Source organism: Luteimonas huabeiensis HB2, from assembly GCF_000559025.1.
Lineage (GTDB): Bacteria > Pseudomonadota > Gammaproteobacteria > Xanthomonadales > Xanthomonadaceae > Luteimonas > Luteimonas huabeiensis.
Genome location: NZ_JAAN01000005.1, coordinates 1 through 14,203 on the forward strand (window position 1 = coordinate 1; position 14,203 = coordinate 14,203).

Sequence of the window (14,203 nt, forward strand, 5' to 3'; positions counted from 1 at the left end):
GCGGGAGAAGGAACAACATGTCCCGCTTGCGGGAGAAGAGAGGATATGCGCCCGCTTGCGGGAGAAGGGACAATGTGGTCCCGCTTGCGGGAGACGGGACGACATGCCCCCTGCTTGCGCTAGCCGCCGCCGGCGAAGCCCTGTTGCCGCCAGGCCTCGAACACCACCACCGCCACCGCGTTCGACAGGTTGAGGCTGCGGTTGCCCGGGCGCATCGGCAGGCGCAGGCGCTGGCCGTCCGGCACCTGCGCCAGCACCGCGTCCGGCAGGCCGCGGGTCTCCGGGCCGAACAGGAAGGCGTCGCCCGCGACGAAGCGCGGCGCGTCGTAGCGCACGCTGTTGCGGGTGGACAGCGCGAACAGCCGCGGCGGGCGCAGCGCCGCCAGGGCGGTCTCCAGCGAATCGTGCACGCGCACGCGGGCGTACTCGTGGTAATCCAGGCCTGCGCGGCGCAGTTGCCGGTCCTCCAGCGAGAAACCCAGCGGCGCGATCAGGTGCAGCCGCGCGCCGGTGTTGGCGCACAGCCGGATCGCGTTGCCGGTGTTGGGCGGGATCTCGGGCTGGTAGAGCAGGACGTCGAACATCGGTCGATGATGGCAGGCCGCGCGGCGGTGCGTGCGCCGCGGTGTCACCAGGGGACGGGGGCGCCCTGCCAGTCGAAGAAGCTGCCGGTGTCGTCGAGGGCGAGCGCGTCGATCCGGGCGAGCAGTCCGGCCACCGCGTCCTCGGGCGCGACTTCGGCGTCGGCCCCGCCCATGTCGGTCCGCGCCCAGCCCGGGCTCACCGACACCACCACGATGCCGCGCTCGGCCAGCGCACGCGCCAGCAGCGCGGTGACCATGTTCAGCGCCGCCTTGCTGATGGCGTAGCTCGGCGTGCCGAAGCGCGTGGTCAGGCCGATCGCGCCCAGCCGCGAGGACAGGTTCACCACCCGCGCGCCGTCGGCCAGCCGCGGCGCCAGCGCCTGGGTCAGCAGGCAAGGCCCGGCTGCGTTGGTGCGGAAGCTGTCCTCGAGGTTGTCCAGGCCCAGCTGGCCGAAGCGCTCGCCCGAATGCAGCACGCCGGCGTTGTTGATCAGCAGGTCGATGCGCGCGTCGGCGTCCAGCACCAGCGGCAGCTCGCGCACCAGTTCGGCGTGGGACTTCGGCGCGGCCACGTCCAGCGGCAGCACGTGCAGCCGCCCGGGGTGCTCGCCGGCCAGGGCGTTGAGCGCGGTGGCCTTGCCGGGCACGCGACAGGTCGCGACCACGTGGCCGCCGCGCGCGAGCAGCTGGCGGGCGAACTGCAGCCCGAGGCCGCGGTTGGCGCCGGTGACGAGAGCGGTGCGGGGTCGGTCCATGCGCACAGTGTGCACCGGCGCGAGGCGCGCGGGGCGGTCGGGACTTGTGGCCTAGTGTCCGCGGCGGCGGCGGGCGCTACGATGGCCGCCTGTTCAGATGCGGCCCCGCGCCAAGGAGAGCTTCATGTCGATCGCGTTCCCGCCCGCCGGCCGGCCCCTCCGCCGCCTGCGCACCGCGACGCTCGCCTGCGTGCTGGGCCTGGCGTCCGGCGCCGGCTTCCTGCCGTCCGCGGCGCTCGCGCGCGCGGCGACGACGCAGGCCGCGGTCGACATTCCCTACGAAACCTTCACCCTGCCCAACGGCCTGCGCGTGGTGGTGCATACCGATCGCAAGGCGCCGATCGTGGCGGTCAACCTCTGGTATCACGTGGGCTCGAAGGACGAGCCGCGCGGCCGCACCGGCTTCGCTCACCTGTTCGAGCACCTGATGTTCCAGGGCTCCGAGCACCACGACGGCGAGTTCTTCGCGCCGTTCGAACGGGTCGGCGCGACCGACATGAACGGCACCACCAATCAGGACCGCACCAACTACTTCCAGAACGTGCCCACCACCGCGCTCGACATGGCGCTGTGGATGGAATCCGACCGCATGGGGCACCTGCTCGGCGCGATCGACCAGGCCGCGCTCGACGAGCAGCGCGGCGTGGTGCAGAACGAGAAGCGGCAGGGGCAGAACCAGCCCTACGGCCAGGTCTGGGAGGTGCTGGGCAAGGCGCTGTACCCGGAGGGGCACCCGTACCGGCACAGCGTCATCGGTTCGATGAACGACCTGGACGCGGCCACGCTCGACGACGTGCGGCAGTGGTTCCGCGCCTGGTACGGGCCGAACAACGCGGTGCTGGTGCTGGCCGGCGACATCGACGCGGCCACCGCGCGCGAGAAGGTGGCCCGCTACTTCGGCCACATCCCGGCCGGCCCGACGATGGCGCAGCCGCCGGTGGACGTGGCCAAGCGCGAGGCCACCACCCGCGGCACGCTGGAGGACAAGGTCCCGCAGGCGCGGATCTACCGCGTGTGGAACGTGGCCGAGGCCGGCAACCCGGATCTGGACCGGCTGCAGGTGCTCGCCCACGTGCTGGGCGGCGCGCGCGCCTCGCGGCTGGATCGGCGCCTGCTGCACCAGGACCGCCTGGTCGACAGCGTCAGCGCGATGGCCATGGGCGGCCAGCTGGGCTCGCGCTTCATGATCGTGGCCAACGTGCGCGATGGCGTCGATCCGGCGCGGGTCGAAGCGGCCATCGACGAGGAGCTCGATCGCCTGCTCGCGCAGGGGCCGACCGTGGAGGAGCTGGCGCGCGCGCAGACCGCGGTGCGCGCCGGCTTCGTGCGCGGCATCGAGCGCATCGGCGGCTTCGGCGGCAAGGCCGACGTGCTGGCCGAGTGCGCCGTCTACGAGGGCGATCCCGGCTGCTTCCGCCGCTCGCTGCAGGTCGTCGCCGCCTCGACCCCGGCGCAGGTGGCCGAGACCGGCCGCGCCTGGCTGGCCTCGGGCGACCACGTGCTGACCGTGCTGCCGGGCGAACGCCGCGAGATCCCGGAGGAGCCGGCGGTGGCGGCGGCGCCGTTCGAACTGCCGGCGCCGGACCCGAAGTACACGCACGGCGCGCCGCAGGTCGATCGCAGCCGCGGCGTGCCGGTGCCGGAGACCTTCCCGGAACTGCGCTTCCCCGAGCTCGAGCGCGCGCGGCTGTCCAACGGCACCCGGGTCGTGCTGGCCCGTCGCAGCGACATCCCGGTCGTGCAGCTGAGCTACGAGTTCGGCGGCGGCTACGCGGCCGATCGCGGGCGCCGCCTGGGGACGTCCGGCTTCGCGATGGCGATGCTCGACGAGGGCGCGGGCGAGTACGACGCGCTGGCGCTGGCCGAGCGCGCGGAATCGCTGGGCGCGGTGCTGTCCTCGAGCGCCTCGCTCGACGGCGGCAGCGCCTACCTCTCGGCGCTGAAGGAGCAGCTCGATCCGTCGCTGGCGCTGTACGCCGACATGGTGCGCGCGCCGCGCTTCGAGCAGGCCGACATCGACCGCGTCAAGGCGACCTGGATCGCCGGCATCCGCCAGGAGAAGGCGCGCCCGAACGGCGCCGCGCTGCGCGTGCTGCCGCCGCTGCTCTACGGCGAGGGCCACCCCTACGCGATCCCGCTCAGCGGCACCGGCACCGAGGACTCGATCGCCGCGCTGACCCGCGACGACCTGGTCGCCTTCCACCGCGACTGGGTGCGGCCCGAGGACGCCACCCTGATCGTCGTCGGCGACACCACCCTGGACGAGATCGTGCCGGCGCTGGAGCGCCACTTCGGCGACTGGCGCGGCAGCGGCCAGGCGCCGGCGGCGGTCGCCGTGGACGCGGTGGCGCGCCCGGCCGCGACGCGCGTGTACCTGATGGACCAGCCCGGCGCGGTGCAGGCCAACCTCTTCGTCGGCCAGCTGGTGCCCTCGAGCAAGGACCCGGGCGCCATCCGCTTCGGCGTCGCCAACGCGGTGCTCGGGGGGACTTTCACCTCGCGCCTCAACATGAACCTGCGCGAGGACAAGCACTGGTCCTACGGCGCGTTCACCACCACCGTCGGCGCGCTCGGGCCGCGGCCGTGGATCGCGCTGGCGCCGGTGCAGATCGACAAGACCGCCGAGGCGATCGCGGAGATGCGCCGGGAGATCGCCGAGTACGCCAGCGGCGCGCGCCCGCCGACGGCCGACGAGGTCGCCAAGATCCAGGCCACTGAGATCCGCGGGCTGCCCGGCGCCTACGAGACCGCGAGCGCGGTGCTGGCGGAGATCGGCGGCATCGTGCGCTACGGCCGGCCGGACGACTACGTGGCGCGGCGGCGCGCGGAGATCGAGGCGCTGACGCCGGAGCAGGTGCGCGCGGCGGCCGCGACGATCGATCCGGAGCGGCTGACCTGGGTGATCGTGGGCGACCTGTCGAAGATCGAGGCGCCGGTGCGCGCGCTGGAACTCGGCGAGGCCACCGTGGTCGATGCCGATGGCCGGCCGCTGCCGCGCGCCGACTGAAGCGCCGGCGCCGCTGCGGCCGGGCCGGCGAGCGGCGCGGGCGCCGCAGACGCGCTCGGTCGCCGCATGCGTACGTGTTTTTCCGCAGGTCGCCCCGCGCGGCCGCCCACGACCCGCCAGGAGTTGCCCCATGCGCGAATCCCGTTTCCGTCCCCTGCTTCCGCTGGCGCTCGCGGCGGCGGCGAGCGTCTCCGGCTGTACCTGGGTCCACATGGCGCCGGGCGCCAGTGCGGTGCGCGTGGCCGCCTCCGCGCCGACCGGCTGCGAGAAGCGCGGCGAGGTCGAGGTCTCGGTCAAGCACAGCGTGGCCTTCGTCGAGCGCAACCCGCTGCGCGTGCGCGAGGAGCTGGAGACCCTGGCCCGCAACGAGGCGCCGGGGCTCGGTGCCGACACGGTGCATCCGCTGGCCCCGCCGGTCGCCGGCAGCCAGCGGTTCGCGGCCTGGCGCTGCGGCGGCTGAGCGCGCTCCGGCCCCTGGGGGCCGGCCACGGCGCGCGTTCAGGCCCGCCGGGCGCCGCGCATGCGGCGGGCGCCGGAAGCCGGTACCCTATGTCACCTTTTTCCAGTCTCCCGGTCCCGCGCCCATGCTGTTCCAACACGTCGCCATCGCCGGCCTCGCCCACATCGACGCGCCGCGGCGGCTGTCCTCGGACGAGATCAACGCGCGCCTGAAGCCCACCCTCGAGCGGCTCGACATCCGCATCGACGTGCTGCAGGACATCGCCGGCATCCACGAGCGCCGGCTGTGGGACGACGAGGTGCAGGCCTCCGACGCCGCCACCCTGGCCGCGGTCAAGGCGCTGGGCGACGCGGGCATCGATCCGTCACGCATCGGCCTGCTGGTCAACACCTCGGTCAGCCGCGACTACCTGGAGCCGTCCACCGCCAGCATCGTCAGCGGCAACCTGGGGCTGTCCGACACCTGCCAGAACTTCGACCTCGCCAACGCCTGCCTGGCCTTCCTCAACGGCATGGACGTGGCCAGCCGCATGATCGAGCGCGGCGAGATCGACTACGCGCTGGTGGTCGACGGCGAGACCGCCAACCTCGCCTACGAGAAGACCATCGAGCGCCTGCTGCGCCCGGAGGCCACCGAGGCGGACTTCCGCAACGAGCTGGCCACCCTGACCCTGGGCTGCGGCGCGGCGGCGATGGTGCTCGCGCGCGCCGAGCTGGCGCCGGGCGCGCCGCGCTACAAGGGCGGCGTGACCCGCGCGGCCACCGAGTGGAACACCCTGTGCCGGGGCAACCTCGACCGCATGGTCACCGACACCCGCATGCTGCTGATCGAGGGCATCAAGCTGGCGCAGAAGACTTTCGTGGCCGCCAAGGCCAAGCTCGGCTGGGCGGTGGAGGAACTGGACGAATTCGTCATCCACCAGGTCAGCAAGGCGCACACCGCCGCCTTCATCAAGGCCTTCAACATCGACCCGAAGAAGGTCATGACCATCTTCGGCGAGCACGGCAACATCGGCCCGGCCTCGGTGCCGATCGTGCTGTCGAAGCTGCGCGAGAACGGCCGCCTCAAGAAGGGCAGCCGCGTCGCCCTGCTCGGCATCGGCTCCGGCCTGAACTGCTCGATGGCCGAGGTGGTCTGGTAGCCCGCCGTTCCGGCGACATGCATCGATTCGGGCCTGGATTGAACATGAGCGCCCGGACATGTATAAAAAACCGGAATTTCTTTGCATGAAGATGCGGGCATGGGCGTGCTTCCCCTTCAACGGCTCAGCCCGGAACGCTTCGATACCGCGCCGATCCTGAAGCGTCTGAACCTCGCCAGCCGCCATCTGGCGGAACTGAAGGGGGTCGCGGCCAGCATTCCCAATCAGGACATCCTGATCAGCACCCTGACCTTGCAGGAGGCGCGGGACAGTTCCGCCATCGAGAACATCGTCACGACCCAGGACGATCTCTATCGCCAGGAAGATCCGGCCGATGCCGCCGGTACCGCGGTCAAGGAGGTTCTGCGCTATCGGCAGGCGCTGCGCGCCGGCTATGCGCAGGTCCGCGCATCCGGGTTGCTCACGCTCAACACGATTCTCGGTGTCCAGGAGCAGCTCGAGTGCAACCGCGCCGGCTTCCGCCGGCTGCCTGGAACGGCGTTGCGCGACGGTGCCGGTCGGGTTGTCTACGAGCCGCCGCAGGATCCGAACGAGGTGGTCCGGCTGATGGGCGAGCTGGAGCGGTTCATCCATGACGAGCCCGCCGACGCCATCGATCCCCTGGTGCGAATGGCGCTGATCCATCATCAGTTCGAGAGCATCCATCCGTTCTACGACGGCAACGGCCGGACCGGACGGATCGTCAACGTGCTCTATCTGGTCAAGGAAGGGCTGCTCGATATCCCGGTCCTGTACTTGAGCCGCCATATCGTGAGGACCAAGCCGGATTACTACCGGCTTCTGCAGGCCGTGCGGGACGAGGACGCATGGGAGGAATGGGTGATCTACATGCTCGATGCGGTGGCGAACACGGCTGCGGAAACCGTGGAGACCATCCATGCCATACGCGGTCTGCTGCACGCCACCAAGCAACGTATCCGGGCGGGCTACAAGTTCTATAGCCAGGACTTGATCAACAATCTATTCAATCACCCGTATACGCGCGTCGAGTTCGTGCAGCGCGAACTCGGCGTGTCGCGGGTCACCGCGACACGCTATCTCGATCTGCTGGCTTCGGATGGCCTGCTGGAAAAGCGCCGGGTCGGACGTCACAACTACTACGTGAACCGTCCGTTGTTCGAACTGCTGTCCAGCGGCGAGGCGCGGGCAGGCGCATGAAGCGCGCGAGCATCAGGCCTATCCGGCCTGGTGCTCGCGCCGGCTCGCGGTGTGCTGCATCAGCCGGTCGGTCCAGGCGATGCCGATGGCCGAGAGGATGAAGATGGCGTGGATGATCGCCTGCCACATGATGCCGTCGGCGGTGTAGGTGGTGCAGGTGCGCGCGCTGGCGGCGCCGCCGAGCTGGGCGTAGGCCTGCGCGGCCTGCAGCGCCTCGACGGTGCCGCACAGCGGCAGGCCGCCGGCCATGCCGGCCTCGATGAAGGTCTTGAGCAGGTGGATCGAGCTGATGCCGATGATGGCCATCGCCAGCTTCACCTTGAGCACGCTGGCGTTGACGTGCGACAGCCATTCCGGCTGGTCCGGGTGGCCTTCCAGCCGCAGCCGCGACACGAAGGTCTCGTAGCCGCCGACGATCACCATCACCAGCAGGTTGGAGATCATCACCACGTCGATCAGGCCCAGCACGATCAGCATGATCGCCTGCTCGCCGAGGCTGCCGGCGCCGTGGATCAGGTGCCAGAGTTCCTTGACGAACAGGACGACGTAGACGCCCTGGGCGACGATCAGCCCCAGGTAGAGCGGCAGCTGCAGCCAGCGGGAACTGAAGATGAGCGCGGCCAGCGGGTTGAGCGGCCGGGTGGACGAAGGCGGGGACATGGGGGCGCCGAGGGGGAGGGCGCGCGCAATGTAGCGGCAGCGCCCGCCCTTTGCCAAGCGCCGCCGGCGCGGCCGCTCAATGCGGCGCGCGGCTGGCGATCAGCGATTGCAGTTCGGCCTCCAGCGAGCCGATGCGGTCGGCCAGGCGGGCGGCGTCGTCGGGCCGCACGTGGGCCAGGCCCTCGAGCAGTTCGGACATCTGCAGCAGGCGCTGGCGCTGGTCGCGGACCTCGGTGCGGGCGCGGAAGGCGCGCAGCTCGCTGACTTCCGAGCGCGAGGCGCCGCGGCGGTCGCTCTCGCGCAGCAGCAGCGACAGGCGTTCGGCGGCGCGGAAGTCCGCGTCGCGCCAGGCCACGCTGCGGCCGCGCACCGTCTCGTGCCAGGCGGCGAAGCTGGCGCGCGGGCCGAGGCGCTCGCCGCCGGCGTCGGGCTGCATGGGTTCGGCGGGCGCGCCGGCCCAGCGGATCTCCTCCAGTTCCTCGCAGCGGAAGAAGAACAGCCAATCCTCCGCCCGCGCGTCCAGCGGCATCGCCAGCACGCCGGCCAGTCCGTCGTAGGCGCGGCCGTCCGGGCTCCAGTCGGCGGCCATGCGGGTGGCGGCCGGAGCGGGCGCGGCGCATCGGCCGGCCCAGGCCAGCAGCGCCGGCATCAGGCCGGCTGCGGGCGCGCGTCCGGCGGTGTGCCAACGCCCGTCGAACGCGATCGCCACGCCGTCGCAGTCGATCGTGCGCTGGAGCAGGTCGAGCTCGCCGATCGCGGCCAGGCGCGGGTCGGCGGCTGCGTCCAGCCGCAGCGCCAGGGTGTCGCGCGCGCTGCGGGCGGCGTCCTCGGCGGCGAGCGCGCGCTGCTGCTCGCGCGCGGCCACGCGCATCGACACGAACAGCCCGAACAGGTCGGCGGCGGCGCGCACGCCGGGCGACAGCCGGCGCGGGCTGCGGTGGTGGCAGGCGATCAGCCCCCACAGGCGGCCGCCGGAGACGATCGAGATCGAGGCCGAGGCGGCCACGCCCATGTTGCGCAAGTACTGCATGTGCACCGGCGAAACGCTGCGCAGCGCGTGCTGGCTGAGATCCAGCGGGCGGCCGTCCGGGTGACGGCCGGGCACCAGCGGCACCGGCACGTAGGACGCGTCCGGGATCACCCGCACGCGGTTGCGCAGGTACAGCGCGCGGGCCTGCGGCGGGATGTCGGTGGCGGGATAGCGCAGGCCCAGGTAGGAGGGCATCCCGGAGTCGCGCGACTCCGCGATCACCTCGCCGGCATCGTCGTGGCGGAAGCGGTAGACCAGGACCCGGTCGTAGCCGGTCAGCAGGCGGACCTGCTCGGCCACCTGCTGGTTGAAGTCGTCGCCGGCGTCGTCGTCCGCCAGCCGCGCGATCATCGCCTGCGCGACCGCGCTCGGCGAGCGCTCGGCGGCGGCGTCGCGCGGCTGGACCTCGATCTCCAGGTGCACCAGGCCCTCGGCGGCGTGCACGCAGACGTCGCACAGCTGCGCCAGCGGGCCGATGTTGCCGACCACCGCGCGCTGCGAAGGCCCCCCCGGTTCGCTGAAGCCGATCGTTTCGGCGATCGGGCCGATCAGGTCGTCGGTGAAGAATTCGCGCAGGGTGCGCCCGAGCATCTCGTCCGTGCTCGCGCCGGTGAGCGCCTCCACGTTGGCCGAGACGTGGCGGATGGTCCAGTCCGGCAACGCGCAGCTGATCAGGAACCCGTGCGGCTGGATCGCGCCGGACAGGTGGATCGGCTCCTCGGCGCAGGCGGCGGTGGCGCGATGGACGGCATGGGTCATGAAGGCTCCTGGATCGACCGCCGGCGACCGGCGGGCCGGCGGCCTTCCGACGCGCGGAGCGGCGATCCGTTCCGCAGGCGGCGGTCGATGCGCATCGAGCATACCCGGCTCCGGACGCGCGTGGATTCAGCTACATGATCGGCGGGCAGGCGGCGCGGGATTGCCTACAATGGCCCGCCCATCGTTCCCGACCCGGCCGCCGTGCATCTTCCCGACTATCCCTTCGCCGGGCGCCGCCTGGAGGTGCGCCCCGGCCTGCGGCTGCACGTCCTGGACGAAGGCCCGCGCGACGGCGAGCCCGTGGTCATGGTCCACGGCAACCCGTCGTGGAGCTACTACTGGCGCCACCTCGTGCTGGGCCTGCGCGACCGCTACCGCTGCATCGTGCCCGACCACATGGGCATGGGGCTGTCCGACAAGCCGGGCGACGCCGACTACCGCTACACGCTGCGATCCCGCGTCGAGGACCTGGACGCGGTGCTCGACGGGCTCGGCGTCCGCGGGCCGGTGACGCTGGCGGCGCACGACTGGGGCGGGATGATCGGCTTCGGCTGGGCGCTGCGCGACCCGGCGCGGGTGCGCCGGCTGGTGATCCTCAACACCGCCGCGTTCCCGATGCCGGCGGCCAAGCGCATGCCCTGGCAGATCGCGCTGGGCCGCGACTGGAAGGTAGGCGAGCTGGCGATCCGCGGCTTCAATGCGTTCGCCGTCGGCGCCGCCTGGCTGGGCGTGGAGCGCCGCATGCCCGCCGCAGTGCGCCGCGCCTACGTCGCGCCCTACGATTCCTGGGCCCACCGCATCGCCACGGTGCGCTTCATGCAGGACATCCCGCTCGGCCCCGGCGACGCCGCCTGGCCGCTGCTGGAAGCCGCCGGCCGCGCGCTGCCGTCCTATGCCGACCGGCCCGCCTTCATCGGCTGGGGCCTGAAGGACTTCGTGTTCGACCACCACTTCCTCGATGGCTTCCGCGCCGCGCTGCCGCAGGCCGAGGTACACGCCTGGGATGACGCCGGCCATTACGTGCTCGAGGACAAGCACGCAGTGCTGGTGCCGCGCATCCGCGCCTTCCTCGACGCCCACCCGATCGCGGCGCGCTCGACGGGCTGACCGGCTCCCGCTCAGCCGCCGAGCGGCGCCGCGACGACGGCCGCCGCCTCGATCGCGGGTGCGCCTTCGGCGCCGGCCGGCAGCACCGTCACCTCGATCGCGATCCGCCGATCGGCCGCCCAGTCGGACGGCGCGAGCGCCGGCAGGCCGTGGGCGAGCCGGGCGCGGTCGCACTGCGGGCTGGCGCCCCGGCCGTCCTCCCACGACGGCCAGACCTCGCGGCACACGCTCGGCCGCCGCGGGTGGATGGTGCAGCAGGCGCGCACGCCGATCTCGGCATCGAGGGCGATGCAGCGTGGGCGCTCGGCCCAGGTGCCGCGCATCGCCAGGCGGTGGCCATCGAGCACCTCGGCCAGTTCGGGCGGCACCTGTCCGCCGAGTTCGGGCGCGGCCTCGGACCAATGGAAGCCGACGCGGTAGTGCGCGCAGCAGGCACCGCAACTCAGGCACGGATGGGGCATGCGTGCGTCGGCGTGGGTGGGGGGGGAGGCGGGATGCGAGAGGCGCGGAATTTTCCACGCTGCGCCCCGGCGGCGGCAAGCGTTTCGGCGCCCCGTCGCGGCGGGACGGTATCCTGTCGCGGTGAGTACCGCAGACCCCGCCCCGCCCGACGCCCCCTGCAACATCGCCGCCGTCCTGCCGCGCCTGGCCGCCGAACGCGCCGACCGGGTCGCCATGCACTGCCCGGGCCGTGCCGGCGCCTACGACGTCGCGCTCACCTACGGCGAGCTCGACGCGCGCAGCGACGCCATCGCCGCCGGCCTCGCCCGCCACGGCATCGCGCGCGGCACCCGCACCGTGGTGATGGTGCGGCCGACGCCCGAGTTCTTCCTGCTGATGTTCGCGCTGTTCAAGGCCGGCGCGGTGCCGGTGCTGGTCGATCCCGGCATCGACAAGCGCGCGCTGAAGCAGTGCCTGGACGAGGCGGAGGCGGAGGCGTTCGTCGGCATTCCGCTGGCGCACGTCGCCCGCGCGCTGCTGGGCTGGGCGCGCTCGGCGCGGGTGCGCGTCACCACCGGCGCGCGGCGCCTGCTGGCCGATGCCACCCTGGCCGAGGTGGAGCGCGCCGGCGCCGGCGCGGGGCCGCAACTGGCCGCCACCGCGCCCGACGACGTGGCCGCGATCCTGTTCACCAGCGGCTCGACCGGGGTGCCCAAGGGCGTGGTCTACCGGCACCGGCACTTCGTCGCCCAGATCGAGATGATGCGCACCGCCTTCGGCATCGCGCCGGGCGGGGTGGACCTGCCGACCTTCCCGCCGTTCGCGCTGTTCGGCCCGGCCCTGGGCCTGACCTCGATCGTGCCCGACATGGACCCGACCCGGCCGGCCGCGGCCGATCCGATCAAGCTGCACCGCGCGATCGAGCGCTTCGGCGTCGACCAGCTGTTCGGCTCGCCGGCGCTGATGCGGGTGCTGGCCGAGCACGGCCGGCCGCTGCCGCGGCTGCGCCGGGCGATCTCCGCCGGCGCGCCGGTGCCCGGCGACGTGGTCGCGCGCATGCGCGAGCTGCTGCCGGCCGATGCCCGCTTCTGGACGCCCTACGGCGCCACCGAGTGCCTGCCGGTGGCGGCGATCGAGGGCGCCGAGCTGGTCGCGCTGCGCGCGCGCACCGAGGCCGGCGCCGGAACCTGCGTCGGCCGGCCGGTGCCGCCCAACACGGTGCGCATCGTGCGCACCCGCGACGACGCCATCGCCGACTGGAGCCAGGCCGAGGTGCTGCCCGATGGCGAGATCGGCGAGATCACCGTCGCCGGCCCGACCGTCACCGATACGTACTACAACCGCGAGGCGCAGACCCGGCTGGCCAAGATCGCCGAGTCCCTGCCGGACGGACGCGTGCGCACGGTGCACCGGATGGGCGATCTGGGCTGGTTCGACGAGGACGGCCGGTTGTGGTTCTGCGGCCGCAAGTCGCACCGCGTGCGCACCCGCGACGGCACGCTCTACACCGAGCAGGTGGAGCCGGTGTTCAACGTCCATCCGCAGGTGGCGCGCACCGCGCTGGTCGGCGTCGGCGAGGCGCCGGCGCAGACGCCGGTGCTGTGCGTGGAGGTGCGCGGCAGCGCGGACGCCGCCGCGCGCAACCGCATCGCCGCGGAGCTGCGCGAGATCGGCGCGCGTTACCCGCACACCGCCGGCATCGCCCTGTTCCTGTTCCATCCGGGTTTCCCGGTCGACATCCGCCACAACGCCAAGATCGGCCGCGAGCGGCTGGCCGCCTGGGCGACGCAGCGCCTGCGGCGGCGCGCCGCGGCGCAGGGGGCGAGCGCATGAGGGTGGTGGTGACCGGCGGCGGCGGCTTTCTCGGCCAGGCGCTGTGCCGCGGCCTGGTGGCGCAGGGCCACGACGTGGTCAGCTTCAATCGCGGCCTGTATCCGCAGCTCGACGCCATCGGCGTGCAGCAGGTGCGCGGCGACCTCGCCGACTTCGCCGCCGTGCGCGAGGCGCTGCGCGGCGCCGGGGCGGTGTTCCACAACGCCGCCAAGGCCGGCGCCTGGGGCAGCTACGACAGCTACCACCGGGCCAACGTGGTCGGCACCCGCAACGTGATCGAGGCCTGCCGCGCGCAGGGCATCGGCCGGCTGGTGTACACCTCCACGCCCAGCGTCACCCATCGCGCGACCCGCCCGGTGGAGGGCGGCACCGCCGATACCGTGCCCTACGGCGAGGACCTCAAGGCGCCCTACGCGGCGACCAAGCGCATCGCCGAGGAGGCGGTGCTCGCCGCGAACGGCCCCGACCTGGCGACCGTCGCGCTGCGCCCGCGCCTGATCTGGGGGCCGGGCGACAACCAGCTGCTGCCGCGCCTGGTCGAGCGCGCGCACGCCGGCCGCCTGCGCTGGGTCGGCGACGGACGCAACCGGATCGACACCACCTACATCGACAACGCCGCGCAGGCGCACCTGGACGCCTTCGCCCACCTGGCGCCCGGCGCGGCCTGCGCCGGGCGCGCCTACTTCATCAGCAACGGCGAGCCGATGGCCGTGCGCGAGATCGTGAACGCGCTGCTGGACGCGGCCGGCGCGCCACGGGTGGAGAAGACGATCCCGTTCCGGGTCGCCTACGCCGCGGGCGCGGCCTGCGAGGCGCTGTGGCCGTTGCTGCGCCGCCGCGACGAGCCGCCGATGACCCGCTTCCTCGCCGAGCAGCTGGCGACCACGCACTGGTACGACATGGCGCCGGCCACCCGCGACTTCGGCTACGTGCCCAGGGTGAGCATTCACGAGGGTCTCATCCGGCTGAAGGCCAGCTGGGAAACGCGCGCAGCCCTCACCCGCTGACCACCGCGGCGCCAACAGGATGGGGCCACGCCACTTCCGGCCGGATTGGGAGACCGCACCGATGCTCAGCTATGCCGTCATCTTCTTCGTCATCGCCATCGTCGCCGCCGTGCTCGGCTTCAGCGGCATCGCCGGCGCCGCGACCAACATCGCCTGGATCCTGTTCGTCGTGTTCCTGGTGCTGGCGGTGATCTCGATGATCCGCGGCCGACGGGTCTGACCCGCCGCCGCGACGCCGTC

The 14,203-nt window shown here is 72.8% G+C and carries 13 protein-coding genes; 8 read left to right on the forward strand and 5 right to left on the reverse strand.

The window, feature by feature from the left end; all coding sequences use genetic code 11:
• Positions 1–119: 119 nt before the first annotated feature.
• Together Z164_RS0100645 and Z164_RS0100650 are read right to left on the reverse strand one after the other, a co-directional pair.
• Positions 120–584, reverse strand: a complete 465-nt coding sequence (locus tag Z164_RS0100645) for a tRNA (cytidine(34)-2'-O)-methyltransferase (protein WP_024888821.1) — start codon at positions 582–584, stop codon at positions 120–122.
• 44 nt (positions 585–628) lie between these two features.
• On the reverse strand, positions 629–1,339 hold the full coding sequence (locus Z164_RS0100650; protein WP_024888822.1) for an SDR family oxidoreductase: 711 nt from the start codon (positions 1,337–1,339) through the stop codon (positions 629–631).
• 124 nt (positions 1,340–1,463) lie between these two features.
• Between Z164_RS0100650 and Z164_RS0100655 the strand changes: the two genes are divergently transcribed.
• The 4 genes from Z164_RS0100655 to Z164_RS0100670 all read left to right on the forward strand — a co-directional run bounded on the left by Z164_RS0100655 (position 1,464) and on the right by Z164_RS0100670 (position 7,126).
• Positions 1,464–4,346, forward strand: coding sequence for a M16 family metallopeptidase (locus Z164_RS0100655; RefSeq protein WP_024888823.1), 2,883 nt, complete (start codon positions 1,464–1,466; stop codon positions 4,344–4,346).
• Positions 4,347–4,476: 130 nt separating this feature from the next.
• Positions 4,477–4,806, forward strand: a complete 330-nt coding sequence (locus Z164_RS0100660) for a DUF4156 domain-containing protein (RefSeq protein ID WP_043688882.1) — start codon at positions 4,477–4,479, stop codon at positions 4,804–4,806.
• Positions 4,807–4,930: 124 nt separating this feature from the next.
• Positions 4,931–5,947, forward strand: coding sequence for a 3-oxoacyl-ACP synthase III (locus tag Z164_RS0100665; protein ID WP_024888825.1), 1,017 nt, complete (start codon positions 4,931–4,933; stop codon positions 5,945–5,947).
• A gap of 99 nt (positions 5,948–6,046) precedes the next feature.
• Positions 6,047–7,126: a Fic family protein gene (locus tag Z164_RS0100670; protein ID WP_024888826.1), complete on the forward strand. Its 1,080-nt coding sequence runs from the start codon at positions 6,047–6,049 to the stop codon at positions 7,124–7,126.
• 18 nt (positions 7,127–7,144) lie between these two features.
• Here the strand turns inward: Z164_RS0100670 and Z164_RS0100675 are convergent, their stop codons facing one another.
• Together Z164_RS0100675 and Z164_RS0100680 are read right to left on the reverse strand one after the other, a co-directional pair.
• On the reverse strand, positions 7,145–7,786 hold the full coding sequence (locus Z164_RS0100675; protein WP_024888827.1) for a TIGR00645 family protein: 642 nt from the start codon (positions 7,784–7,786) through the stop codon (positions 7,145–7,147).
• A 76-nt stretch (positions 7,787–7,862) separates the two neighbouring features.
• A complete protein-coding gene (locus Z164_RS0100680; protein WP_024888828.1) occupies positions 7,863–9,575 on the reverse strand; it encodes a GAF domain-containing protein in 1,713 nt (570 codons plus the stop codon).
• Positions 9,576–9,776: 201 nt separating this feature from the next.
• Here Z164_RS0100680 and Z164_RS0100685 point away from each other — a divergent pair, with 201 nt between their 5' ends.
• Positions 9,777–10,682, forward strand: coding sequence for an alpha/beta fold hydrolase (locus tag Z164_RS0100685; protein WP_024888829.1), 906 nt, complete (start codon positions 9,777–9,779; stop codon positions 10,680–10,682).
• Between the two features lie 11 nt (positions 10,683–10,693).
• Here Z164_RS0100685 and Z164_RS19660 read toward each other — a convergent pair whose 3' ends face one another.
• The gene (locus Z164_RS19660; RefSeq protein WP_024888830.1) at positions 10,694–11,143 is read right to left on the reverse strand and encodes a YkgJ family cysteine cluster protein; all 450 of its coding nucleotides are present in this window, start codon (positions 11,141–11,143) and stop codon (positions 10,694–10,696) included.
• On the opposite strand from Z164_RS19660, the gene oleC reads away from it, so the two are divergent.
• From oleC to Z164_RS21610, 3 genes are all read left to right on the forward strand, one after another.
• Positions 11,142–12,956, forward strand: a complete 1,815-nt coding sequence (gene oleC / locus Z164_RS0100695) for an olefin beta-lactone synthetase (protein WP_081770001.1) — start codon at positions 11,142–11,144, stop codon at positions 12,954–12,956. The genes Z164_RS19660 and oleC overlap by 2 nt on opposite strands.
• Positions 12,953–13,963, forward strand: a complete 1,011-nt coding sequence (gene oleD / locus Z164_RS0100700; RefSeq protein WP_024888832.1) for a 2-alkyl-3-oxoalkanoate reductase — start codon at positions 12,953–12,955, stop codon at positions 13,961–13,963. Before oleC ends, oleD begins: the two co-directional genes overlap by 4 nt.
• 61 nt (positions 13,964–14,024) lie before the next feature.
• Entirely contained in the window at positions 14,025–14,183 is a 159-nt protein-coding gene (locus Z164_RS21610) for a DUF1328 domain-containing protein (protein ID WP_024888833.1), read from the forward strand.
• Positions 14,184–14,203: the final 20 nt, after the last annotated feature.

Excerpts from the sequence above, each read along its gene's own strand:
- Z164_RS0100665 (WP_024888825.1), top strand. The coding sequence starts at position 4,931 with ATGCTGTTCCAACACGTCGCCATCGCCGGCCTCGCCCACATCGACGCG.
- Z164_RS0100675 (WP_024888827.1), bottom strand. The coding sequence starts at position 7,786 with ATGTCCCCGCCTTCGTCCACCCGGCCGCTCAACCCGCTGGCCGCGCTC.
- Z164_RS0100660 (WP_043688882.1), top strand. The coding sequence starts at position 4,477 with ATGCGCGAATCCCGTTTCCGTCCCCTGCTTCCGCTGGCGCTCGCGGCG.
- Z164_RS21610 (WP_024888833.1), top strand. The coding sequence starts at position 14,025 with ATGCTCAGCTATGCCGTCATCTTCTTCGTCATCGCCATCGTCGCCGCC.
- Z164_RS0100670 (WP_024888826.1), top strand. The coding sequence starts at position 6,047 with ATGGGCGTGCTTCCCCTTCAACGGCTCAGCCCGGAACGCTTCGATACC.
- Z164_RS0100680 (WP_024888828.1), bottom strand. The coding sequence starts at position 9,575 with ATGACCCATGCCGTCCATCGCGCCACCGCCGCCTGCGCCGAGGAGCCG.
- oleD (WP_024888832.1), top strand. The coding sequence starts at position 12,953 with ATGAGGGTGGTGGTGACCGGCGGCGGCGGCTTTCTCGGCCAGGCGCTG.
- oleC (WP_081770001.1), top strand. The coding sequence starts at position 11,142 with ATGCGTGCGTCGGCGTGGGTGGGGGGGGAGGCGGGATGCGAGAGGCGC.
- Z164_RS0100650 (WP_024888822.1), bottom strand. The coding sequence starts at position 1,339 with ATGGACCGACCCCGCACCGCTCTCGTCACCGGCGCCAACCGCGGCCTC.
- Z164_RS0100655 (WP_024888823.1), top strand. The coding sequence starts at position 1,464 with ATGTCGATCGCGTTCCCGCCCGCCGGCCGGCCCCTCCGCCGCCTGCGC.
- Z164_RS0100645 (WP_024888821.1), bottom strand. The coding sequence starts at position 584 with ATGTTCGACGTCCTGCTCTACCAGCCCGAGATCCCGCCCAACACCGGC.
- Z164_RS19660 (WP_024888830.1), bottom strand. The coding sequence starts at position 11,143 with ATGCCCCATCCGTGCCTGAGTTGCGGTGCCTGCTGCGCGCACTACCGC.